Raw genomic sequence first — 24,491 nt, 5'->3', positions numbered from 1 at the left:
AATGGATCTTAAAGGAGATATAACATAAAAATCTCACAAATCAACATTTTTGTTGTTATATTGAGATGAATTCCTGTTTTATGCGCAGCATCACACCTCATCCTTCAGGAGCGCCCGCGCCGTTTTCTCATCCGTTATCAGACCGTAGAGACAGCGGCTCTTGAGGACGGCAAGGATGGCTTCGACCTTCGGCAATCCGCCCGAAAGCGCGACCAGCCGTTCGCCTTTGATGCGCGGCAGGGAGGCAGACAATGTGCGCGAGGTCAGCGTCGTCTCAAGAATATTGCCGTCGGCATCGAAGAAATGGCCGAGAATTTCGCCGACGCCGCCGGCGGCCGTGATCTCCTTGATCTCCTTCGGCTCGACCATGCCCGACAAGACGAGCTGCGCATCGGTATCGACCGTGCCGAGACCGACGAGCTTGAGATCGGCACCGTTTGCAAGATCGAAGACTTCCTTCACGCCGCGCTGCGCAAGCAGCACATCGCGGTCTTCCCGCGTATTGGCGAAGAAGGGCACTGGCATGACATGCGACTGCATGCCGGTCTTTTCGGCTATGCGGTGCATCACGTCATAGGGGTTGGCTGCATAGTTTCGCGTCAGGCCACCGAGCAGCGAGACGAAGCGTAAATCCTTGGCGCTGACGCGCGACAGGTGATGGACGGCGGAAGAGAGCGTTCGACCATGGCCGAGGCCGATCACCTTATTGTGGCCGCTCTCGATCTCGCGCCGCAGGAAGCCGGCTCCCGCCTGACCGAGTGCGCGAAACTCGAAACCTTCCTCGCCCAGATCGGGTGCGACCTCGCAATATTGCAGCCCGAAGCGAGCCGAAAGTTTGGATTCCAACTCGACGCATTCGACGATATCGCCGTCGATCGTCACCTTGACGACGCCTTCGGCAACCGCGCGCGCAATCAGCCTGTGCGCCTTCACCGAGGGAACGCCGAGACGTTTCGCCACTTCGGACTGCGTCAGCCCGCCGGCATAGTGCAACCAGGCCGCCCGCACGGCGAGCGAAGCATCCGCATCCGTCATCGTCCGTTCCCCTTCATTTCTATACGCATAGTCCCTCGCCTGTTCTCTCCGGCCATAGTGTCCGATCCGGCCACCTCCTCGAAAGAATTTGGTACCTGATGAATCGGGACTCGCCCGCTCCACCGGCTAGATATGCAAGTCGCTGACGCCCGTGTCGATATAAGGCGCCCAGAAGGCAATACTTTCGGCAATCTGCGGGATGACCTGGCGATCATTGGGCTCGCGCTCCTTGAACGACAATTCCAGGCAGATTTCATTGTCCTTGGCACCACCTTCAGCAAATGCCTTCAACAGTGGTTCCGGCTGGATGCGGCCCTTGGCATTGAATTCCGCTGTGAAGGGACGATGCCCTCCCTTGTCCATCAGGCTCTGCTTGATATGGATGATCGGCGAAACCTTCGGCACGGCGCGCGCCCAGGCGTAGGGGTCGTAATCATCGGGATTGGGCGAGGTAACATCGCCATGATCGATATCGGCCATCATCCACATCGGGATGGCGAAGGGCGCCTTGGTCAGCCTGTCCTGCAGGGAAAGGCAGGCCTCGATCGTCTCGCCGAATTCGCGGCCGATGCTCATCGGCTCCCAAAAGATATAGGAGAGGCCGGCAGCCCGGGCATGTTCGGCCACCTCGCCCCAGCAGTCGATCGCGATCTCGACCAACTCCTCGCGCCGGACCGGATCGTCGTAGTCCTTGTAGGTGAAGATCGCGAACTGTGTGCCGACCGAATGACCGCCGAGATCGGCGGTGATATCGGCAAAGGTCTTGAACCAGTCCATATAGTAGCGGCGAACATCCCTGTCCGGATGGCCGAAATGATTGAGGCGGCCATAGGGACCGGTCATGCCTGAGGTTACGCGAACGCCGGTGCGCTTCAGTGCCGCCTGCATATCCCGCGTCAGCCGGCGAATGACCGGTGCCTGCCAGCTCGGATTGATGAATTCGTGCGTCAATTGCAGATCGCGGATGCGCAGGTCACGCGCGACCGTTTCGATCAAATCGGCCGGCTCGGCAAAACGATTGACAAGCGGGTTGGTGTTGAGTGAAAGCGTCAAGGGCATGGGTATTCTCCGGCAAGATCTGGTGGTTCAGGCGGCCAGCGCCAGTTCGGCATCGAACCAGGCGGCGAAGGCCGCCTTCTCCTCAGTTGTCATATGCAGACCTTCCTTGGTACGCCGCATCAGCACGTCGTCGGCCGCCTGCGCCCATTCGCAAGCCACGAGATAGCGGACTTCGGCCTCGTAGAGATCGCCGCCGAAATGCCGGCCGAGGTCCGCCAGCGACGTGGCATTACCGACGATCTGCTTCGTGCGGGCGCCATAGAGATGGCCGTAGTGATTGACGAGCGCACGCGGCATCCAAGGATAGGCCGCACGCAGCGTATCGGAAAAGGCGACATAATCGGCATTCGGAATATCGCCGCCCGGCAAAACAGCACTCCGCGTCCAGTCGCCACCCATCTTCGGGAAGAATTTCGCAAGCCGCTGCATCGCATGCTCGGAGAGCTTGCGGAAGGTGGTGATCTTGCCGCCGAAGACGCTCAGGAGCGGCGCGCCACCGGTCTCGTCGAGATCGAAGACATAGTCGCGCGTGACAGCAGACGGGTTGCCCTTGCCGTCGTCGAACAGCGGCCGGACGCCGGAGAAGCTTTCAAGCACATCAGATCTGCGCAGCTTCTCCTTGAAGTAGCGATTGACCGCCGTGATCAGGTAATCGATTTCCTTCTCGTCTGCCCTCACCTCTTCCGGCTTGCCTTCATAGGGAATATCGGTCGTGCCGATGAGCGCCTTGTCGCCCTCGTAAGGGTTGATGAAGATGACGCGCTTGTCGTGGTTCTGGACGAGATAGGCCTGCTGGCCGGCCCAGAATTTCGGAACGATGATGTGACTGCCCTTGACGAGCCGGACGCTACGCTGGCTGTTCGAGCCGACGACACGGCCAATAATGTCGTTGACCCAGGGACCGGCGGCATTGACCAATACGCGGGCGCGCACTGTCCGCACCTCGCCGGAGCGCTCGCTGCGCATCTGAATGAGCCAGTTACCCTGCTCGCGGCGCGCGCTGACGCAAGCCGTACGCGTCAGGATCCGCGCACCCTTTGCGGAAGCATCGAGAGCGTTGAGAACGACGAGCCGGGCGTCATCAACCCAACAGTCGGAATATTCAAAACCCTTGGAATATTGATCCAGGATCGGTGCCCCTTCCGGATCACGGTGCAGATCGAGCGAGCGGGTGCCCGGCAGCTTCTTCCGGCCACCGAGATGATCGTAGAGAAACAGACCGAGACGAACCAGCCAGGCCGGACGATCAGTCGGACTATGGGGAAGAACAAAGCGCATCGGCCAGATGATGTGGCTGGCCGAGTTCAACAGCACCTCACGTTCGATCAGCGCCTCGCGCACCAGGCGGAATTCATAATATTCAAGGTAGCGCAGGCCGCCATGCACGAGCTTGCCGGAGCGCGAAGACGTCCCCTCGGCGAGATCGCCTTTCTCGCACATGATAACCGAAAGGCCGCGGCCGGCCGCATCGCGGGCAATGCCGGCACCATTGATGCCTCCGCCAATCACGAAAAGATCAAAGATTTCCGGTTCCATCATGTCATGCTCCTAAGGATGCCTATGGCATCATCAATTCAATCTTTTAAGGCGCGCTCGCTCGCCGGCCTGATAACGGCTAGTGCTGGGCCAGTTTGTCCCAAGCCGGCGCAATTGCCTGGCGCACGTCCTTGTAGGCGTCGAACAAGCGGTCATAGCGCTCGACGTTTTCCTGATCCGGCGCTTCGGCTTCGCCGAGCAAGGGCGTCACCCAGTCGGCAATGCAGCTGTCCATGTCCGAATAGGCGCCGATCGCAACGGCGGCCATCATCGCGACACCTGCGGCTCCCGCCTCCTCGCGGTCGGAAATACGCACCGGCGCCTTGACGGCGGCCGACAGCGAACCCCGCAGTGCGCGCGACCGGGCAGCTCCTCCGGTGATGCGCAGCTCCGAAGGCATGTCGCCCATGGCGGCATAACAATCGCGCGTGGCCATGCCGAGCCCTTCGACGACAGCCCTCAGCATGTCGGCAAATCCATGCCGCGTCGAAAGCCCGGTAAAGCCGGCACGCGCATGGGCATTGACGAAGGGACCGCGCTCGCCGGCCTCCGAAATATAGGGATGATAGATAAGATTTGTCGGCCGCGCTTCGGCAAACCAGGCGTCGATACGCGGAATAAGGTCGGAATAAGAAATCTCGCTCCCGCTTGCGGACATCAGATCTGCCGCGATCTTCAGAATCCAGTCGATATTGATGGTCGCACCCATGTTGGTCTGGACCTGCGTGACGATGCCAGGGATCGGCAGGGCGATCACATAGCCGGTCCCTTCGTCATTGAGCTGGACATCCGGCACGGCCTTTGCGCGCATATGCACGCCCGTCGATCCGATCGTTGAGCAGGCCGCGTTCTGGCCGCCGGTGCGAACTCCGGCGCCAAGTGCGGTCATCACCATGTCGACATAGCCGAGACATACCGGCGTTCCGGCCAGCAGACCGGCTGCCTTTGCCGCCGTTTCCGTCAAGGGATGGCTGATCTCCGTTCCATCGACGATCTCGGGAAGAAGCGAGCGCCGGCGGGCAAGGCCGAGCGCATCGATGACAACAGCATCATACTGACGATTGCGGAAATTACCGAAGGTGAAGCTCGCCTCGGATGGATCGGTCGCGCGAACGCCTGTCAGATTGAGATAGAGCCAGTCCTTGCAATGCAGCGCCGTCTCGGCCCGATCGAGAAGCTCAGGCATGAAGCGATCCATATGGGCGAGCTGCGCGCCCTGCTGGCAGGTATTGAGACCGGTTCCGGTCGCCTCGAAACGGGCGCGATTACCTTCCAGGGCGCTCAACCGCGTGACCGTCGATGCGGCTCGGGCATCAAGCCAAAGCCAGGCGTCATCGACGGGCGCATTGCCAGGACCAACAAGCCAAGTGCCGTCGCCCTGCCCCGTAACCGCGATCGCAGCCGTCCGGCTAGCAAGATTTTCCACCTTCTCTCCAAGCCCGCGCAACGCGCTGACACAGTCCGCCCAGGTCTGGCTGAGCGACTGCGTGACCGATCCGTCTTCACCCGTCCGGTAGCGATTTCGCGCCGAAGCGGAAGCGATCTGCTTTCCGGTTAGGTCGAAGGCAACTGCCTTCAAAACAGAGGTCCCCGCATCGATCCCGATGATGATCCCGTTACCCTTAGGCATTGGACGCCGACCCCACCGTCCCGCGTCTTGCAACACGAGCGCAAGCAAACATCACAAACATTTTCATTCCTCCCCTTACGACCAAGGGCATAAGCTATGCTCGTCCGCATTCGTCGTCGCTATATTTGCCACTCCACAGACAGAATGACGAATGAAGCACCACTTAACAGACAATGGATCCACGATTCATCCGAATGCCGCCCTCATAACACAAAGATATCGCGCCTGCAGTAATAATTTTCTGGTGTTGTAATTTTTTTCATATAAAATAGATGGAAATAAGCGTTACGTCACCGCAAGCAGGAGCGGCGACTGCAATCGAAGAAAATTGACGTAACGGACGGAGCTCCTCAGAATGGGTTAGTAAGACGTTGCAAAATATGTGTGCAGCGTTTCCATATTCACGAATTATTTTAATTACTTAATAAGTTTACCTGCAGTTAAGGCGGCTAAAGCGGCACCGATCGCGGGACCTCCGTAAAGCACCGATAGAGCAGCAAGCTTAAGCGCAAAAAAACGGGAAACATTGAAACTCATAGAGGCCCACCGGATACAAAGCGCACTAAATCATGGTTGACAGCCTTAAAGATTTATAACATATGAAGCGCAGTTATTAACATACTTATATCACAAATATCGCATAGATGCGGAAAATGTGAAAAGGGCGATTGGAGGAGACAGTCGCCTGTATGCTGAGGAGGCTCCTGATGTTGAATTTTCCTTTCGGTGACGGCATAGCCCGAAGCCAAGCGGAACGCGCCGCGCGCCAAATGCGCAGGCCCGACTGCCACTAAGCCGGATCGCGGCACTTTTCTCCCTTTCTCCATCAGGCAATCCGGCTGACATGCCCAAGGTCGTTTGAACATGAATACGCAAGCTCAATACGCAACTGCCAAGCCGACAGGCTCCAAGGTGAAGATCGTCGCCGGCATCGCCGCCTTTGTGATCGTGATCGGCGCCATCGCCGCCGATACCAAGGTGGTCAAGATTGGCTCCGAACACGACGTGCGCGAACAGGGTTTCCAACCGGATACCTATGGCACTGCCGAATTCCCGAAAGTGCAGGCCGATGTCGAAAAGCGCGCCGTCGATGCGGTGACGCTCGCCAGTGCGGTTCTCGCCGACAAGAAGGCGGCCGGCGAGAAATATGGCGTCGCGACTACAACCGGTCCCGTTCTTCCCGTCTCCTTGACGGGCGCCTTCGGCGAACGCAAGGCCAACCTCAACGAATTCAAGGTCAATGGCATGCCTGACAGCATCACCGTTCGCATCCAGACGGGTCCTGCCATCAACGGCACCGATCTTCGCGATGCGACTGGCAAGATTGAATTCGGGCAATTCACCAACCAGATCGAATATCAGGACGCGGGCTCCGCCATCAACAACGAGATGAAGAAGGCGACCCTTGGCGGCCTGGATCCTGAAAAGCTGACCGGCAAGACGGCAACGGTCGTCGGGGTCTTCAAGCTCATCAATCCGAAGAACTGGCTCGTCACCCCGGTAAAGGTCGACGTGAAATGAGCCAGGTCCAGCACAATGGCACGACCACGGGTGAAGTCGTTCTCGCCGCCCGCAACGTTGCCAAATCCTATGGCAGCGTCCATGCGCTGAAGGGTGTCAATTTCGATATTCGCCGCGGCGAGGTCACCACCCTCTTCGGTGAAAACGGCGCCGGCAAATCCACCCTAATGAAGATCCTCTCCGGCGTCATCCAGCCGACATCGGGCGAGATCATCCTCGATGGCGCCCCCATTTCCTTCGCCTCCTCCACGCATGCGCGCGCCTGCGGCATTTCCATCATCCACCAGGAATTGAGCCTGGCGCCGAACCTCAGCGTCCGTGACAACATCTTCATGGGTCGTGAGATCATGAAGGGAGGCGTGGTCGATTTTGCCGAGGAAGAACGCCAAACCCGGGCACTGATGGAGGAGCTCGAAGAAAACATCGATCCGATGACACCGGTCGAGGATTTACGTCTCGGCCAGCAGCAGATCGTCGAGATCGCTCGCGCTCTATCGGTCAATTCCCGCATCCTGATCATGGACGAGCCGACTTCGGCGCTCAGCGCCAGCGAGGTCGAAGTTCTCTTCAAGGTCATTCGCGACCTAACGAACCGCGGCGTGTCGATCGTCTATATCTCGCACCACCTGGAAGAGGCGCTGCAGATCACCCATCACGCCGTCGTTCTGCGCGATGGCAACATGACCGCCTATGCCGAGCGCAAGGACATCGATCTCGAATGGATCGTGCGCAACATGGTCGGCGACAATTTCGACCTCGGCAGCCCGCCGACCGGCCACAGAATGGGCGACGTGGCGCTGACGATAGACAATCTCACGGTTCCAGGCCCTTCGGGCGCCGCCTATAACGCTGTCGATCGCCTATCGCTTAAAGTCCGCGCCGGCGAAATCGTCTGCATCTATGGTCTGATGGGCGCCGGCCGTACCGAACTGCTCGAATGCGTGGCAGGACGGCTGCGCTCGAGCGGGGGCCGCGTCCTCCTCGGCAACACGGATGTCGGTGGTCTCAGCATCGCCGGACGCATCGCGCAAGGGCTTGTACTGGTACCGGAAGATCGCCAGCGCGATGGTCTCGTTCAAACGATGACGGTCGGCTCGAACCTGTCGCTTGCCAGCATCGGCGCCTTCACCAAGGGTCTTTTCACCTCGGGCGGCCGCGAGCGGACGCTGGTGAACGACTCCATCCGCAAGGTTCATATTAAGACCGACGGCGGCGATGCGGCGATCGGCTCGCTATCGGGCGGCAACCAGCAGAAAGTCGTCATCGGCAAGATGTTGGCGACGGCACCTCGCGTGATCCTGCTCGACGAGCCAAGCCGCGGCATCGATATCGGCGCGAAGGCTGAGGTCTTCAAGCTGCTGGCCGAGCGCGCCAAGGAGGGGCTGGCGGTGATCTATTCGACATCGGAAGTCGCCGAGTGCCTGAGCATCGCCCATCGCATCATCGTCATGCACCGCGGCAGGATTTCTGCCGAATTCGGTCCTGATGTCACCAAAGAAAAGATCATGGCCGCCTCGGGCGAAGCAGTGGTCGCGCACTAGCCGCATTCATGGAGCACTGATTATGTCAGTCACGAACATCACAGATAAAAAACCAGTTTCCAACGGACAGCGGCGGAATTTCAGTCTCGTGCGGCTGATCCTGGAAGGACGCGCCTTCTTTGCGCTGATCGTCATCATCGCGGTCTTCTCCTTCCTGTCGCCCTATTACTTCTCACTTAGCAACTTCCTGACCATGGCCTCGCATGTGGCGATTTTCGGCATCCTTGCCATCGGCATGCTGCTGGTCATCCTCAATGGCGGCATCGATCTTTCCGTTGGCTCCACGCTTGGCCTTGCCGGCTGTATCGCCGGCTTCCTTATGCAGGGCGTCACGCTTTCGAGCTTCGGCGTCATCCTGTATCCGCCGGTCTGGGCCGTCGTGGTGCTGACCTGCATTCTCGGTGGCGTGGTCGGTGCCGTCAACGGCGTACTTATCGCCTATCTGCGCGTCCCGGCCTTCGTCGCCTCGCTGGGCGTCCTCTATGTCGCGCGTGGTATCGCATTGCTGATGACGAACGGGCTTACCTACAACAATCTCGGCGGCCGCCCCGAACTCGGCAATACCGGCTTCAACTGGCTGGGCTTCAACCGTCTCGCCGGCGTCCCGATCGGCGTTATCGTCCTTGCCGTGCTTGCGATCATTTGCGGTATCGTTCTCAGCCGCACCGCCTTTGGCCGCTGGCTTTATGCCTCAGGCGGCAACGAGCGCGCTGCCGATCTTTCCGGCGTTCCGGTCAAGCAGGTCAAGATCGCTGTCTATGTCCTGTCGGGCATTTGTGCCGCCATTGCCGGCCTCGTCCTGTCCTCGCAGCTGACCTCGGCCGGTCCGAACGCTGGCACCAGCTACGAGCTGACCGCAATTGCCGCCGTCGTCATTGGCGGTGCCGCATTAACCGGCGGCCGCGGCACGGTGCGCGGCACCATGCTTGGCGCATTCGTCATCGGCTTTCTGGCGGATGGCCTCGTCATCATCGGCGTTTCGGCCTACTGGCAGACGGTCTTTACCGGCGCAGTCATCGTGCTTGCCGTGCTCATGAACAGCATCCAGTACGGACGCAGGACCAAGTCCGGCTGACGTTGCACCGAAACTTGTCACTGGTCGGCGAAAACCCGGCCGGAGAAAGGACCGCCGGTTCGCCGGCATCACCAGAGCTCATCAAAGGGAGAGAGACTAATGTTCAAAAAAGGCTTGCGCATCGTCATGGCAGCAGTTGCTGTGGCACCGCTTCTGACCGGGGCCGCCTGGGCCGCCGGCCAGATCACCGTCATCGTCAACGATCCGTCCAACCCCTATTGGCTGACGGAAGGCAATATCGCCAAGGCAACCGCTGAAAAGCTCGGCTACACGGCAACAGTCGGTGCGCATAAGGGCGATACCAACACCGAAAGCAACCTGATCGATACGGCCATCACCAACAAGTCGGTCGCCATCATCCTCGACCCGGCCAATGCTGACGGCTCGGTCGGCGCAGTCAAGAAGGCTGTTGCGGCCGGCATCCCAGTCTTCCTCGTCAATGCCGAAATCAACCAGGAAGGCCTTGCCAAGGCTCAGCTCGTCTCCAACAACGCTCAGGGTGCGGCGATCGGCGCTCAGCAGTGGGTCGAAGCCGTTGGCGACAAGGGCAATTATGCCGAACTCTTCGGCTCGCCCTCCGACAACAATGCCGCCACCCGCTCAAACGGCTATGAAACCGTTCTGACGCAATATCCCGACTTGAAGAAGGTTGCCAAGGAAGTTGCCAACTGGGACCGTACCCAGGGCCACAACAAGATGCAGTCCATGCTGCAGGCGCACCCCGACATCACCGGCGTGATCTCCGGCAATGACGAAATGGCGCTTGGCGCAATTGCTGCATTGAAGGAAGCCGGCAAGCTCGCCAACGTCAAGGTCGGCGGCTTCGACGGTTCGCCGGACGCTGTCGCCGCCATCAAGGCCGGTGAGCTTCAGTACACCGTCCTGCAGCCGGTCGCTATCTTCTCCGAAGAAGCCGTCAAGCAGGCCGACAGCTTCATCAAGACCGGCAAGACCGGTGCCAAGAGCGAAAAGCAGCTTTTCGACTGCATCCTGATCACCAAGGACAATGTCGACAAGTACACGGCACCCTTCGTTCTCGCCCAGTAATGACATTGGGGACGCCGCACATCGGCGTCCCCATCCCTTGGCCGCGATGAGCGGCATCCTGGCTGAATATCAGACAGAACTTGCAGAAATCCTGATAGCGAATTGTTCTTTCATATTTTTTCACGATATTCGCTGCAGTAAGCTGATCTCCGCAAGGCTCAGCGTCAGAGGCCAAAGTGACAGACAAGACAAGCCCCGTAGCATTCCTGCAGGACGAGCTGCCAAGCGACAGCCGCCATTCCCGTCAGATCGCCAGGCGCCAGATGATCGCCGAGGCCGTGATGGCGGAGGGTTCCATGCGCATCGAGGATCTGACCGAGCGTTTCGGCATCAGCCTGATGACGGCACATCGCGATGTCGACGAACTGGTCAGCCGCGGCCTGTTCCGCAAGACGCGCGGCATCGTATCGGCCGCAGCCACCAGCCTGATCGAATCGAGCGATGTCTATCGTGCCAACCGGCAGGCTGCCGAAAAGAAGATAATTGCCGCAGCTGCGATGCAATTCATCGAGCCCGGTCAGGCAGTCTTCCTCGACGATTCCACCACCGTCCTGCAGATGGCCTCGCAGCTGTCGGCCAAGGTTCCGCTGACGGCGATCACCAATTCCCTGACCCTGATGAATGCGCTGAAGGATATGCATGACGTGACGCTTCTGGCGCTCGGCGGGCAGTACTATAATTGGTGCAACGCCTTCATGGGGCGGATGACGATCAACGAGATCAACCGCTTGCGGGCCGATGCCGCCTTTATCTCGATGTCGGCCATCATCGACGACGTGGTTTTCCATCAGTCGCCCGAGATCGTCGATATCAAGCGCGCCATGTTCGAAAGCGCCGCCAAGCGCGTCCTGCTGATGGATCACACGAAGTTCGAACGCCGGGCTCTGCATAGTTTTGCGCATTTGAGCGAATTCGATGTCGTCATCGTCGACGGCAAGACGCCTGCCGACCATCTGGAGCGCATGCGCAGCAAGAATATCAATGTCGTCGTCGCCGGCGGCGACTGGAAATGATCCGGAGACTGAAGCCGTCAGGGCTTACCCTCTTCGTTTGCGATCAGGAGCAATGAGAATGCCGAGTCTGCTCGGAATTGACAGCGGCTTGACCGTCACCAAGGCCGTCATCTTCGACATCGACGGAACGCCGCTTGCCGTTGCCCGCCGTCGCGTGACGCAATTCATGCCGAAGGCACGCCATGTCGAGCGCGACATGGACGAACTCTGGAACCAGACGGCCGACGCCATTGCCGAGGCAATCAAGCTCAGCAACCGCCCGACAAGCGACATCCAGGCGATAGCCGCAACCGCGCATGGCGATGGCATCTATCTGCTCGACAAGGCAAAGAAGCCGCTCGGACGCGCCATTCTCTCGCTCGACAGCCGCGCCGGCTCGATCGTCGAACAATGGCTGAAGAGCCCTGTTGCCGATGAATCCTTGAAGCTGACCGGCCAATTGCCGCATGTCTCGGCGCCATCGGCCTTGCTTGCCTGGATCAAAGCCAACGAAGCGGAGCGCTTTGCTGAGATCGGCCATGTCCTGAGTTGCAAGGACTGGCTGCGCTTCTGCCTGACCGGCGCTGTCGGCACCGACCGCACCGAGGCGAGCACGTCCTTCACCAATGTCACGACGCAGGATTATGCGCCGGATGCACTGAGGCTTTTTGGTGTCGATGAAATCACCGACGCCTTACCGCCTGCCTCGCGATCGGATGAGATCGTCGGATATGTTACCGAGGCCGTCGCAAAGCGCACCGGCCTTGCCGAAGGCACGCCCGTCGTTGCCGGCCTGCATGACGTCACCGCATCGGCCCTCGGCGCCGGCGGCTATGCCCCCGGCGTCGTTGCCGTCATCGCCGGTACCTATTCGATCAACGAGACGCTGTCATCAAAACCGAGCGTTGATCGCCGCTGGTTCTGTCGCAACGCCATTGCGCCTGGCCAATGGAACAACATGTCGATCTCGCCGGCATCGTCAGCCAATTACGAATGGTTCCTGGATAAGCTCTGCGCCAGCGACATCGTCGGCGCCGAAGCTGCCGGCACGTCCATTCATACCATGCTCGGTCCCGAGATCGAGGCAGCGTTCAATCGACCGTCGAGCGCGCTGTTCCATCCCTATCTGTTCGGTTCGCCCTATGGTGCCGAGGCCACTGCCAGCTTCTTCGGGCTTGGCGGCTGGCATGATCGCGGCGACATGCTGCGCGCGGTTCTGGAAGGCATCGCCTTCAACCACAAGATTCACGTCGATGCCCTAAGTGCCGGTTTTTCCTTCGATCAGGCAAGGTTGGCAGGCGGTGTCTCGCGCAATCCGATCGTCGTGCAGATGTTTGCAGACGTACTCGCCATGCCCGTTACCGTGACGGAAACCGATGAAGCCGCTGCCTGGGGGGCAGCCCTTTGCGCCGGTGCCGGCATTGGCGTCTATTCAAGCCCGCAGAGCGACCCGCGCGATGTCGGCAAGATCGCCAGAACCTATCATCCGGATTCCGACCGCAGCGCAGACTACCGTATCCGCTATCAGCTCTTTCGCGACATTGCGGAAGCAATGACGCCGCTCTGGCCGCGGATCGGCAATCTCGCAACCCAGCACTCCCAAGGCTAGACCGCCACTTGCGTCGCGAAGACTGGGTCTATCGCGGCAATACACCAGGACGATGATGTTATGACCGATATGGCCGCCGATCTGAAACAACGCTTCTCGCAACTTCAAGACGGAGATGTCGATGTCGTCATTCTCGGCGCCGGCGTTAATGGTGCCGGCCTCTTCCGCGATCTCTCGCTGCAGGACGTCAATTGCCTGATCATCGATAAATCCGATTTCGGCTCGGGAACGAGTGCTGCGCCATCGCGGCTGATCCATGGCGGACTCAAATATCTCGAAACCGGCGAGTTCCGGCTCGTCGCGCAGTCGGCGCTCGAGCGGAATCTACTGCTCAAGAATGCGCCGCATTGCGTCGAAGCTTTGCCGACCTTCGTGCCGATCTTCTCCTGGACGCGCGGGATTTGGGCCGCCCTTCGCACGCTGATGGGCTCGACCACCGCCCCGCGCAGCCGCGGCGCCTTGCTTATCAAGATCGGGCTCGCGCTCTATGACTTCTTCGGCTCGCGCAACCGCGTCATGCCGCGCCACCGGTTCCTTTTGAAGCGCCGGGCGCTGAAGGAAATGCCACATGTGACGCCAGAGATCGTCGCCGGCGGCATCTATTACGATGCCAAGATCAGCCGGCCGGAACGGCTGGTCTATGAACTGGTCAAGGACGGGCTGGAGGCGAACAAGGGCTCGCTTGCCGCAAATGCAACGAGACTGGTTTCATCAGCCGACGGCCTGCTGACCTTCCAGCGGGCGGATGGCTATGCCTTTTCGGTCAAGCCGAAGCTCGTCATCAATGCTGCCGGCCCATGGATCGATCATGTCAACGCCGCTCTTGGAGCACCCGCCCATCTGATCGGCGGTACCAAGGGATCGCATATCCTGCTCGATCATCCGGAACTGGTGCGCAGCCTGAATGGCCATATGATCTATTTCGAAGCTGATGACGGCCGCATCTGCCTTGTCTATGGCTATCTCGGCCAGGCACTCGTCGGATCAACCGATATCCCTTGCGACGATCCGGACAATGTTCGCTGCGAAGAACCGGAGATCGACTATTTCCTCGACAGCGTCAGGTCGCTGCTGCCGAGCCTGCGTTTCGACCGCGATCAGGTAACCTATAGCTATAGCGGCATTCGGCCTCTGCCCGCCTCGGATGCCTCCTCGCCCGGCCTGATCAGCCGCGATCACTCCGCACCCGCCTTTGAACCCCAGGCCGGACGGCCGTTCCCGATCATCTCGCTCGTTGGCGGCAAGTGGACCACGTTCCGCGGCTTTGCCGAGGAAGTCTCCGATACCGTGCTCGCACGCCTCCAACGCAGACGCAGAACATCGACCGAGCGCCTTGCGATCGGCGGCGGACGGGATTTCCCGATCACCTCCAACGAGCGGGCGAATTGGATTAGATCCGTTGCCGCAAAGACTGGTGTCGAGGCAGATAGAGTGGATGAACTGCTTGGCCGATACGGCACGACCGCCGCGGAAATTCTTGCCCACCGTTGCGACTATAGTGACAGTCGACGCATAAGCGGCGCCCCACGTCATAGCGCGCTGGAGATTGACTGGATCGCACGCCAGGAGATGGTCGTGCATCTCTCCGACATCGTCTTCCGCCGCACGACCATGGCGATCGAAGGCCTGCTGACGATCCAAGGCCTGCGCGAAATCGGCGCCATCGCCGCAGCGGCCCTGCAATGGGACGCCCAGCGGCTTAACCAAGAAATCGATGACGTCGTCATGGCGCTGTCGAAATTCCACGGCCAGACGCTGACCGAAGAAAACATGCGTCGGGCGGCAGGTCCTGCGGCGCGCTGATCATCCTCGGCCCTAAGAAAATAACGGATCAGGCAAACCGGCCTTGTGGCGCGCGAGTTCTATGACTGAATGCGTGAAACACAGCCCGCCACGCGAACCGCCCGAGCATTCTTCCAGAGCTCCGAGTGTAGCCAGGCTGGCTTCGATCAGGCCGTTACAGCAAACCCGCTGAGGGAAATGCTCTATTATCGCCATAGAAAACATTTGACGACCGGCGACTTCAATGTTTTCTATGGATAAAAAACAATCACTGATAAATGCGTGTGTCTGCGCATCCCCACACATGGTCTACCAACAGCATTCATATATGAGGATATCGGCTTGAGCTCACGGATCATCCAATTTGGCACCAGCCGGTTCCTGCAGGCGCACGCGGCGTTGTTTGTGCACGAAGCACAGCAATCCGGCCAGGATGTCGGTCCGATCGCCGTCGTTCAGGTCTCAGGCGCCAGCAGCCGCAGCGGACGTGTCGCCGCCTTCGGCAATCCGCAGGGCTATCCGGTCATCATCCGCGGCATGTCGGATGGCCAGCCACTCAATCGCACCATTCAGGTCACCAGCGTCGATCGCGGCCTTTCCGCAATGGGGCATTGGAGGGAGCTGTCTAAACTCTTTGCCGAGGAGGCCGAATTCGTCGTCTCCAACACCGGCGACACCGGTTACCAGACCTGGCCGGAGGAGGATCGTTTCGGCTCGGATGACGATGTTCCTCGATCCTTCCCCGCAAAGCTTGCCGCCCTCCTCGTCCAACGCTGGCAGGCCTCCGCCCGCCCCCTGGTCATCCTTCCCTGCGAACTGATAACGGGCAATGGCCATGTTCTGAAGCAGGCGGTCGTCGATTGCGCCAGGCTCAACAATGTGGCGGCTGGTTTCTATGACTGGCTCGACGGCCACGTCGCCTTCGCCGAAACCTTGGTCGATCGTATTGTTTCCGAGCCAATTGAACCGATCGGCGCCGTTGCCGAACCTTATGCCTTATGGGCGATCAAGCGCGCGCCCGGCGTGCGAGCGCCATGCCAACATCCAAGCATCGTACTGACGGACGATCTCGAACCCTATGAACGCCTGAAACTGCATATCCTCAATCTCGGCCACACGTTTCTTGCCGAAATCTGGCAGCGCGAAGGCCGGCCGGCGGATGAAACCGTGCGTGCCAACCTGGCTGACAAAGATATACGGACCAGGCTAGACACCCTCTATGAAAGCGAAGTGCTGCCCGGCTTTGCCGCAAACGGTATGGGCGACGAGGCAAAAGCCTATGTCGCAACGACGCTCGACCGCTTCCGCAATCCCTTCCTCGATCACCGAATCGCGGACATCAGCCAGCATCATCCCGAAAAGGTCGCCCGCCGCATCCGTGCCTTTCTGGATTGGGCGGACAAGGCGCGCAGCACCTCGGACATGGGCACGCTGCGACAGATTGCGGCGCACTATATTTGAACCGAATGTGAGGCCTGCCGCCTTGCTGGCCGAATGGGGGCGGTTCAGTTCATAGCGATTGAGCTCATTGAGCGGCGCATTATCCCTCGACAGCGTACCGTAGATTGCCATCACGCCAGGTAAAAACCGGAGGTAGCGGCTAAAAGATCTTAGCTCAAGGGCGATTTGAGCCCTGAGAAATCGCATCTATGCCTGGCCTTATAGCTGATAGGCTTCTATCTCCTAAAATCAAATCACGCAACCTGAGGTCACAGATAATGCGTAAGATTCGCAAGGTGACGAAAGTGGTGCGATATCCAAATTACGAAATACTCAAATTGAATCTCGATTGTCACTGCAGTCGATTATCGACAAAATACCATTGCTCTGGATGCGAGCGCACCATCGGTTCTATCACGACATTCAATTGCGCGACGTCCTGAACAAGGTGTTCCTCAACGCCGAATTTTTCGGGCAGCATGAAAGGCTTCAACGCCGTCAACGCAAATCGCGCCCCCTTTTCCCGAACAATATAAATCGGATAGATCAGCGCATTTGTCTTCCTCGCCATTCGCGCAATGAGCGCATAATTGCCCTCAAGGTGCACGGGCCTGCCCAGGAATGGCGCTCGGATACGTCCGTTAAATCCCTCATCACAGAACATCAGCAGATTGCCGCCGTTTTCCAGGATTCCCAGAGCCGGGCGGACGAAGCTGCGGCCAGGTTTCAGGATTCCAAGGCCCGCTCCCTTGCGCAAGCGGTTGACGATATAGTGGCGTGAGCGGCGTTTGGGCGGGTCGTAATTCATGGTAACGTCCAGCCCCATGTCGAGAAGACAATGCCAGAGCACTTCCCAGTTGCTGATATGCGGCGCAATGAAGATCACCGGGCCCTGGCTGCAACGCTCAACCAACCCTTCGGTGCCAATCATGCGGACGTGCCGCCGTGCCAGTCTCGGCACGACAGAATATTCCGCCATCTGCCGCCCTTGAGAATCGGCATAGGCATCGAGAAGCCGCTGGAGCTCGATATCCGTGAGTTCGGGCCTTATCGTCTTGAGATTGGCTGCCGCGCGCGCGCAAGCCGCTTTATGAAAGCGGGGAGCAAGCAGACGCCCAAGCCAGCCGCCGAGATCCGAGCAGACGCTGGCCGGCAAGAGCATGAAGGAAAAATAGAGGAAGAGATCGACGGCATTGTCGATATTCTCGAAGATCCAGTAGCGCAGAAATGCCTTGCGGCGGTTACCGCCAGCTGCGAAATCGGCCAAGGGCGAGGCCTTGGCAGGCTCATAGGTCCACGCCTTGCGCTTTGACGCGACAACTCTTTCGTCGCCTTCGTCCTCAGCCGTCATCCCCGACGCCGATGCAATGTCACGGGCATACCCTCGCGCGGACGCAGCGTCAGACGGCATTGTGGCTGAACTTTGTGTCCATCCCTGATCCGGACACGAAAACGCTGGGCCAGGATCGCCAGGCAAAGGATCGCCTCGGTAAGGCCGAATTGCAGACCGGGGCATACGCGCGGGCCGGCGGCGAAGGGAATATAGCTGTAGGGCGTCGGCCGTGTCTCGCCGAGGAAGCGCTCGGGGTGAAAGCGATGCGGCTCGGGAAAGAGCGAATCCGTGCGATGCAAGATCCAGGGCACGATCAGCACCAATGCGGCCTTGCGTACCTTCACGTCGCCGATCTGGTCGGCCTCAGCCGCCTGGCGTGCCAGGATCGGCACGGGAGGATAGAGGCGCAGCGTCTCTTCGATGACCGCACGGCACCAGTCTAGCTTCGCGACATCATCGATCGAGGGAACCCGATCGCCGCAGACGGCGTCGATTTCCGCATGAACTGCCTCTTCCACCCAGGGCGCACCCGCCAAGAGGTACCAGGCCCAGGTCAGCGTTGCCGCGGTCGTTTCGTGGCCGGCCATGAAGATTGTGGCAGCCTCGTTGCGAAGCGCCACCACGTCGAGTTTCAGCTCGGGGTTGCGCTGCTGACGACGGATCAGCAGTTCGACCATGGAACTGTTATCACCCTTGCCGGCCAGATGATCTTCGATCACCTGATCGATAATCCGGTGAATGCGCCTCACCGACCGGCTCAAGCTTGGCGTCTTGATGATGGGCAAACCTTCATCGAAGCCGAGAAAATAGCCGAAATTGACGGAATCGACCAGCGACTGGTAGCTCGCAAACCCTTCGGTCACCGCATTGGCGCTTTCCTCGCCGAGGTCATTGCCGAAGACACTGCGGGAAATGATCTCCGCCGTCAGCCCAGCCATCTCGAACAGGGCGTTGACTTCCGCCCCTTCACCCAGGCTCTGCCAGCGGTCGGCAAGCTCGCTTGCCGTGCTCTGCATGATCGCGCCGAAGGCCGGCACGCGGTTTTTATGCACGATGTCGGAGACCAGCGGCCGGCGCTGTTTCCAGGTTTCCTTATCGGATATGAATAAACCATCGCCCAAAAGATATTCCAGCGCGCGACGCATCTGCGGTGTCTTGCGCTCGAAATTCTCATGGCGTTTGGCCACCACATAGCGGATGGCTTCAGGCGAATTGACAATGATGAGCTGGCGGCCCAGAAGCTTGAACTCCGCCACATGCTCTCGATAATCGGCGCGGCGCCAGATCGACAGGAAATCGCTGCGCGCCTGCAGCATCAGCTTCAACGGCTGGCCGGGCTTCCCGCTATAATAAGCTGCGTGAGCCGGCTCGAAATAGCGCGAGGATTGGTCAGCGTGTTCGACGATTTCGGTTTTCTGATCAAGCCAGGCCAGCATAGCGGTGCAGAACTTTCACGCCTTGCGGCCAGAGATGATAAGAGAGCAGTCGGACACGACACACGGACGTGGCCACTATATTCATTTCGCAATCGCGGAAAAGCCCCTGCTTGGCCGAAGTTAAGGCTCGTCTTTCGCCTGGAAATCGGCGGCGCTTAAATGCCTTCCAGCATAAGCAATTCATCCAGTGTTTGCCGCCTGCGGATCAATCGATGCGTCTCGCCGTCGATCAGCACTTCTGGCGCATAGAGACGGCTATTGTAGTTCGATGACATCGTCGCGCCATAAGCGCCCGCGCCATGAAACACGAGATAGTCGCCGACATGGGTTTCGGGCAGATCGCGGGTTTCCACCGTGCCGTTGTCGGTCTGCGTGAAGACATCGCCCGATTCGCAGAGCGGACCTGCGACAACGGTGGGGAAGATTGTTCCGGCGGCACTGCGAGGCGCCGTGCCCGGGATGACCGTGATGTGATGGTAGCTGCCATACATCGCCGGCCGGGCGAGATCGCTGAAGCCGGCATCGACAAGCACGAAGCGGTTGCGGCCCATCATCTTGACCGCCCTCACTTCTGCCAGCAATACGCCAGCATCCGCTGTCAGGAAGCGGCCCGGCTCGATCTCGAGCCGGATCGGATGGCCGACATGCGTCTCGATCTCGCGCCGGGCCTTGTCCCAGAGCGAAAAGTAATGGGAAGGATCGATCTCCTCCTCACCCTCCCTGTAGGGCACAGACAGGCCGCCGCCGGCGGAGATGGCCTCGATATCGACATCCAGCGTGCGGCAGAATCCGATCATTGCACCGCAGACACGCTGCAGATGTCCATAATCGACACCGGAGCCGATATGCATGTGCAACCCGACCAGTTTCAGCGAATATTGGCGCGTCAGCGCCACAGCCTCCTGCAGCTGCTCGAACCAGATGCCATGCTTGCTGCTTTCGCCGCCGGTGTTGGTCTTCTTGCTATGGCCATGCCCGAAACCGGGATTGATGCGGAGCCAAACTCTGTGGCCGGGCGAATGCTCTCCTAGCTGGTGCAGCATGTCGATGGAGCCGATATTCACCTCGACCTTGTCGGCAACAACGCGGTCGAGGGTCGGCCGATCGAAGACATCGGCGGTAAATACAATCTCCGCGGCGCCCGACGCGTGGCCGGCGGAAAAGCCCGCCCGCATCGCCCGATCGATCTCGCCGAGCGATACGGCATCGACCCGTACCCCCGCCTTGCGCATCTCCTTCAGGATATGAATGTTCGAACAGGCCTTCTGCGCATAGCGAATGACATCGAAAGCAGAGAGTTGTGCAATGCGGCGGCGGATTGCGGCGGCATGGTAAATCCAGAGCGGCGTTCCATAGTCGGCGGCAAGCTTGCTCAGCGTTTCATTAGCGGGAATGGTCATCTTGTCTCAATCGGTCTCGGCGGGAATAGATCAACAATGAATAATAGTATGGGCGGAGCGACCGTGTCACTCCACCCCTCTTGCGATTTGAAGGCGCGGCGACTGCCTAGCGTTTGGCGACGGTGAGCGCCTGCTCGATATCGGCAATGATTTCCTTGGCCGCGTGCAGCCCGACGTTGAGCCGGATCGTGCGGTCGCTGACGCCAAAGCGCGCGAAGACGTTGGTCTCGGGCGAGATGCTGAGCGCCGCCTTTGCCGGCACCACGAGGCTCTCCGGCCCGCCCCAGCTGACGCCGATGCGGATGAGGCGCAACGCGTCGACGAAATCGGCCACATCGATACGGTCCGAAACCTCGAAGGAAAACAGCCCACCGAAGCCGCTGAAAGTACGTTTTCCCGGATGCTCGCCGAGCGCCGGGTGCATGACATTGGTCACGTCCGCATGGGCATCAAGCCAGGATGCCACTTCGAGCCCGGCTTCATGATGATGCCGCATGCGGAATGGCAGTGTCTCGAGATTACGCAGTACGAGCCATGCCTCGAACGGCGCAAGCTTCGCTCCGGTGTATGGGTAGATTTCGCTGTTGATCCGGTCGATATGCGCCTTCGAGCCAGTGACCAGACCTGCCACCGTGTCGCTCTGGCCGCCGAGATATTTCGAAGCGGCGTGGATGACGATATCGATACCGACGGAGAGAGGCTTCTGAAAGAGCGGCGTTGCCCAGGAGTTATCGACCATCGTTACCACGCCATGGCAGCGAGCGGCCTCGGCGATCGCAGTCAGATCCTGCAACTCGAAAACCATCGAGGTGGGATTTTCGAGATAGGCGAGCTTGGCGCCGGGAAGTGCGGCAAGCATAGCCCCCGTATCGGTGCCGTCGATATAGTCGACGCCGACGCCGAAGCGCTTCAGAACTTTTTCGAAGAGGCGGAAGGCATCGCTATAGACGTGCCGCACGGTGACGATACGGTCGCCGGGTCCGACGAAGGCAAGAACCGCGGCAGCAATCGCACCCATGCCGCTCGAAAAGGCACGCGCCTCTTCCGCGCCTTCCATCTCGGCGATCTTGCGCTCCAGAAGCCGTACGGTCGGATTGTCGCCGCGCGAATAGATCGGCTTTTTCGAACGGCCGGCGAAAACATCCTCCAGCTCCTTGTAGCTATCGAACAGGAAGAGCGATGTCTGGTAGATCGGCGGCACGGCCGCGTCGAACGGATCATCGCGCGGCGGCATCAGCGCATCGGGAATAGCGTGGCGGTAGGCATCGAATCTCGGCGTCTCGTTCATGGCGTTCCTCTTGGGTCAGGAGTGAAGTGTCGATTGGCCAACAAGGCGGCTCGGTGCGTCGGCCGGCAGAATAGCGAGCCATTCCCGCCAGCAGACAAGACCGCCGAGGATGGCAGCAAGGATGGCAGCGGTAGCCACGGCGGCTGAAACGCCGGCAAAGCCCATCCAAAGCGGCAGCAGGAGCAGAAGCGGGATCAGCAGATAGCCCTGCGGCGCAAGCCCGACGAGGGCAGACAGACCCGCCCTGCCCCGCGATTGCAGCATGACGAGCAGGACGGATTGAAAGGCCGCAAGCGGAAAGATCGGAAAAAGAGACCGCAGCCAGGCGACTGCCTCATCCACGACGTCCTGGCTATCCGTGAACAGGCGTGCGATCGGCTCGGCAGCCAAGAACAGCAGAATAGAATAGAGCAATGCGACCGGAATCGTCACAGCGAGCATGAACCGGATGACGGCTTTGAGCCGCTCAGCATCGCCCGCGCCAAAGGCGTGACTGACGACACTCTGGGCACCGAGGCAAAAGCCGAACAACGGAAGCTGTCCCAAAGTCATCAGACGGATGGCAATCGCCGTTGCCGCGACACCTTTATCGCCGCCATGGACCGCCGCCTCCCGCATCAGGACCAGAAAGCCGAGGCCCGTGACAATGCTTGTTGCGGCAGCGGGAAGGCCGATCCGCGCGATCGGCCAAAGCAGTTGCCAGCAAATCGCCCCGCCGGTCACGCTCACCGTTCCCCATCGGCGCAGGAAGTAGACGGCATAGCATGCAAGGGCTGCGATGGACGACACGATGGTCGCCAGTGCCGCGCCGGACGCGCCGAGCTTGAAGAGGAAGATGAAGACGGGATCGAGAGCCGCGTTCAAGGCGAAGCTCGCGATCAGCACGATCATCGAGAAGCGTGAATTGCCCTCGGCGATCGCTATGAAATCGCAGATAGCCTGCAAAAGCCCGAGTGTCAGACCGAAAGCAAGCAGCCGCCCATAATCGAGCCCAGGAGCGAGGAGATTGTCGCTGGCGCCGAGTGCGCCGACAAAATCCGGCAGGCCGAGATAGATCAGGATCGACAAGAAAATACCGAGCGGGATCGTCGCCGCGAGCGCTGTCGTTGCGACCGACGCCGCGGCTTTGAGATCCCCTTCGCCAAGGTAGCGCGCAAGCAGCGTCGCAAGCCCGATACCCAGCCCCTGACCGGCGGCCGCGACGAGCAGAAACAGCAGCATGACCAGACTGATGCCTGCCAGCACGTCCGGGCCGAGCGCTCCCAGGAAGATCGCGTTGATCGCATGATGGCCGGCACTGGCGGCAAGTCCTGCCACGGCCGGAAGCGCGACAGCCAGAACGAGCCGCTTGATGCGCGGATCGTTCATATCGACGGCTGTTTTCATCAGGCGCCTCGCGCCAGCGAGCCAAGCACAGGCTGCCCATCCTCTGTGGACAAGCCGGTGAGATCAGGCAGCAGCAGCCGATCCATGAAGAAGCGCTCACGCAGGAGCATGACCAGCAGCGCCTTCTTGTGCGGGAACTGAATATGCTTGACCTTGGCGAAGCCGGAACGGTCGAGATTGCGGATCTGCTGGGTGTGATGATGGATCGGCTCACCGACGATACGTCGCGTGCGCGGATCGGCCAGGAACATGTAGTGCATAAGCGACGGCAGCCAGGCGCTGACGAAGGCCTTTCCGCGGAAATCGTCCTCGCCGATCGCCACATGCCAACCTCGGTCATAGCCGTCGGCCTCGTAATGCGGTCCGATCCTGTCTTCCTTCGCCCAATAGAGCTCGAAATAGCCGAACGGCACACCGCCGAAGGTCCCGATCAGCGGCAGAGTGCGCGGATCGGCAAGGCGGCCTGCGATGAAATCGCGGTGATAGGAAAGATCGCCGCTATCTTCCCATATGGCGGCAACCCTCGGATCGTTCATCCAGCGATGGAAATGGGGAAGATCAGCCTCGATATCGGCGACATGTAAGCCAAGCTGGGTATTCAGCCAGGGAATGAAGCGGCTGTAGACACGGCCGGCGGGCTTCGGCGGCCGCTGCGGGTGAACGGCGCCATTCGTCAGTGTCGACACTTCCGGATAGCTGCTTGGCACGCTTCCAAGCCAGAATCTTGGCTGCTGGAAGAAGGATTCCGGCCGCACGATCAGGCGATTGCCGCGCTGCTCGATGGCACCCGCTTCCATCAGGCGCCTTATGAGGTCGCCATCTGCGAGCTCGATCTGGAAGCAGTCCAGCTGTGGATTGCATGCCAGAACGGCTTCCGACACGGCGTTGACGATATCCTCGCCAGAAAGCGGAGGGACCGCGGTGGAGATTGTATCGAAGACCAGGAGATTGGTGGCCGGCCCCGATAGATGGCCTGAAGCCACCTTCACTCCGTGATGCTCGACGCGAAAACTCCCCGGTGCATGCCCTGCCGATATGATGAGCGGCTGGCCGCAGGCAAGCGCGCTGCTCTCAAAGCCCGAAGCCGGCAGGCGCAGATCAAAGGATTTCTCCGCCGTCCTATCACTCCTGATCGCCAGCGAAGCATCCATCTTTCATCTCCATATCTTCAGAACCACGCCGGTTGATATCTGCAGGCTAAACACAGCGCTAATTCTGCGGTGACGAACGACGTCAGCAAAAATTCAAAATATTTTCCAAAAAATATTTTTCGAAAATCATCTGAATTTTCCAAAACCCCATTCGTTATGCAGCTACGTCGACGTAATTTTCGGAACGTCCGAGTTTATCGGCGCCATAAGACATAGATATCGATCGATTG

General features: G+C 59.6%; 18 protein-coding genes. 8 read left to right on the top strand and 10 right to left on the bottom strand.

The window, feature by feature from the left end; all coding sequences use genetic code 11:
- Positions 1-90: 90 nt before the first annotated feature.
- From FHT85_RS08400 to FHT85_RS08385, 4 genes are all read right to left on the bottom strand, one after another.
- Positions 91-1,035 (bottom strand): sugar-binding transcriptional regulator, encoded by a 945-nt coding sequence (locus FHT85_RS08400; protein ID WP_112400034.1) that lies wholly within the window; start codon positions 1,033-1,035, stop codon positions 91-93.
- 126 nt (positions 1,036-1,161) lie between these two features.
- Positions 1,162-2,094 (bottom strand): sugar phosphate isomerase/epimerase family protein, encoded by a 933-nt coding sequence (locus FHT85_RS08395; RefSeq protein ID WP_112412591.1) that lies wholly within the window; start codon positions 2,092-2,094, stop codon positions 1,162-1,164.
- 27 nt (positions 2,095-2,121) lie between these two features.
- Complete coding sequence (locus tag FHT85_RS08390; RefSeq protein WP_112412590.1) at positions 2,122-3,633, bottom strand: glycerol-3-phosphate dehydrogenase; 1,512 nt, start codon at positions 3,631-3,633, stop codon at positions 2,122-2,124.
- Positions 3,634-3,709: 76 nt separating this feature from the next.
- A complete protein-coding gene (locus tag FHT85_RS08385; protein WP_112412589.1) occupies positions 3,710-5,260 on the bottom strand; it encodes an FGGY-family carbohydrate kinase in 1,551 nt (516 codons plus the stop codon).
- A gap of 864 nt (positions 5,261-6,124) precedes the next feature.
- Here FHT85_RS08385 and FHT85_RS08380 point away from each other — a divergent pair.
- The 8 genes from FHT85_RS08380 to FHT85_RS08345 all read left to right on the top strand — a co-directional run bounded on the left by FHT85_RS08380 (position 6,125) and on the right by FHT85_RS08345 (position 16,288).
- Entirely contained in the window at positions 6,125-6,781 is a 657-nt protein-coding gene (locus FHT85_RS08380) for a DUF2291 domain-containing protein (RefSeq protein ID WP_112412588.1), read from the top strand.
- Positions 6,778-8,322, top strand: a complete 1,545-nt coding sequence (locus tag FHT85_RS08375) for a sugar ABC transporter ATP-binding protein (RefSeq protein WP_112412587.1) — start codon at positions 6,778-6,780, stop codon at positions 8,320-8,322. Before FHT85_RS08380 ends, FHT85_RS08375 begins: the two co-directional genes overlap by 4 nt.
- A 22-nt stretch (positions 8,323-8,344) precedes the next feature.
- Positions 8,345-9,397, top strand: coding sequence for an ABC transporter permease (locus FHT85_RS08370; RefSeq protein WP_041678207.1), 1,053 nt, complete (start codon positions 8,345-8,347; stop codon positions 9,395-9,397).
- A gap of 99 nt (positions 9,398-9,496) precedes the next feature.
- The gene (locus tag FHT85_RS08365) at positions 9,497-10,444 is read left to right on the top strand and encodes a D-ribose ABC transporter substrate-binding protein (protein ID WP_015343135.1); all 948 of its coding nucleotides are present in this window, start codon (positions 9,497-9,499) and stop codon (positions 10,442-10,444) included.
- Positions 10,445-10,620: 176 nt separating this feature from the next.
- Positions 10,621-11,457, top strand: coding sequence for a DeoR/GlpR family DNA-binding transcription regulator (locus FHT85_RS08360; RefSeq protein WP_112412586.1), 837 nt, complete (start codon positions 10,621-10,623; stop codon positions 11,455-11,457).
- A gap of 58 nt (positions 11,458-11,515) precedes the next feature.
- Positions 11,516-13,045 carry an FGGY-family carbohydrate kinase gene (locus tag FHT85_RS08355; RefSeq protein WP_112412585.1) on the top strand — a complete coding sequence of 510 codons (1,530 nt, stop codon included), beginning with the start codon at positions 11,516-11,518 and terminating at the stop codon, positions 13,043-13,045.
- A 60-nt stretch (positions 13,046-13,105) separates the two neighbouring features.
- Positions 13,106-14,848, top strand: a complete 1,743-nt coding sequence (locus FHT85_RS08350) for a glycerol-3-phosphate dehydrogenase/oxidase (protein WP_112412584.1) — start codon at positions 13,106-13,108, stop codon at positions 14,846-14,848.
- Positions 14,849-15,169: 321 nt separating this feature from the next.
- The gene (locus tag FHT85_RS08345) at positions 15,170-16,288 is read left to right on the top strand and encodes a mannitol dehydrogenase family protein (protein ID WP_112337654.1); all 1,119 of its coding nucleotides are present in this window, start codon (positions 15,170-15,172) and stop codon (positions 16,286-16,288) included.
- Positions 16,289-16,619: 331 nt separating this feature from the next.
- On the opposite strand, the gene FHT85_RS08340 is transcribed toward FHT85_RS08345, so the two are convergent.
- From FHT85_RS08340 to FHT85_RS08315, 6 genes are all read right to left on the bottom strand, one after another.
- On the bottom strand, positions 16,620-17,618 hold the full coding sequence (locus tag FHT85_RS08340) for a lysophospholipid acyltransferase family protein (protein ID WP_246779917.1): 999 nt from the start codon (positions 17,616-17,618) through the stop codon (positions 16,620-16,622).
- On the bottom strand, positions 17,615-19,036 hold the full coding sequence (locus FHT85_RS08335; protein WP_112337655.1) for a cytochrome P450: 1,422 nt from the start codon (positions 19,034-19,036) through the stop codon (positions 17,615-17,617). Before FHT85_RS08335 ends, FHT85_RS08340 begins: the two co-directional genes overlap by 4 nt.
- A 155-nt stretch (positions 19,037-19,191) precedes the next feature.
- Positions 19,192-20,436, bottom strand: coding sequence for a diaminopimelate decarboxylase (gene lysA / locus FHT85_RS08330; RefSeq protein ID WP_112412583.1), 1,245 nt, complete (start codon positions 20,434-20,436; stop codon positions 19,192-19,194).
- A gap of 106 nt (positions 20,437-20,542) precedes the next feature.
- Positions 20,543-21,724: a PLP-dependent transferase gene (locus FHT85_RS08325; RefSeq protein ID WP_112412582.1), complete on the bottom strand. Its 1,182-nt coding sequence runs from the start codon at positions 21,722-21,724 to the stop codon at positions 20,543-20,545.
- A 15-nt stretch (positions 21,725-21,739) separates the two neighbouring features.
- On the bottom strand, positions 21,740-23,110 hold the full coding sequence (locus FHT85_RS08320) for an MATE family efflux transporter (protein ID WP_183774031.1): 1,371 nt from the start codon (positions 23,108-23,110) through the stop codon (positions 21,740-21,742).
- Complete coding sequence (locus FHT85_RS08315) at positions 23,110-24,261, bottom strand: GNAT family N-acetyltransferase (protein ID WP_112412580.1); 1,152 nt, start codon at positions 24,259-24,261, stop codon at positions 23,110-23,112. Before FHT85_RS08315 ends, FHT85_RS08320 begins: the two co-directional genes overlap by 1 nt.
- Positions 24,262-24,491 lie beyond the last annotated feature (230 nt).

Origin of the sequence: Rhizobium sp. BK312 (assembly GCF_014193605.1) — a bacterium.
Lineage (GTDB): Bacteria > Pseudomonadota > Alphaproteobacteria > Rhizobiales > Rhizobiaceae > Rhizobium.
Note: the sequence above shows the minus strand (reverse complement) of the source record. Positions and strands in the feature narration are given on the sequence as shown.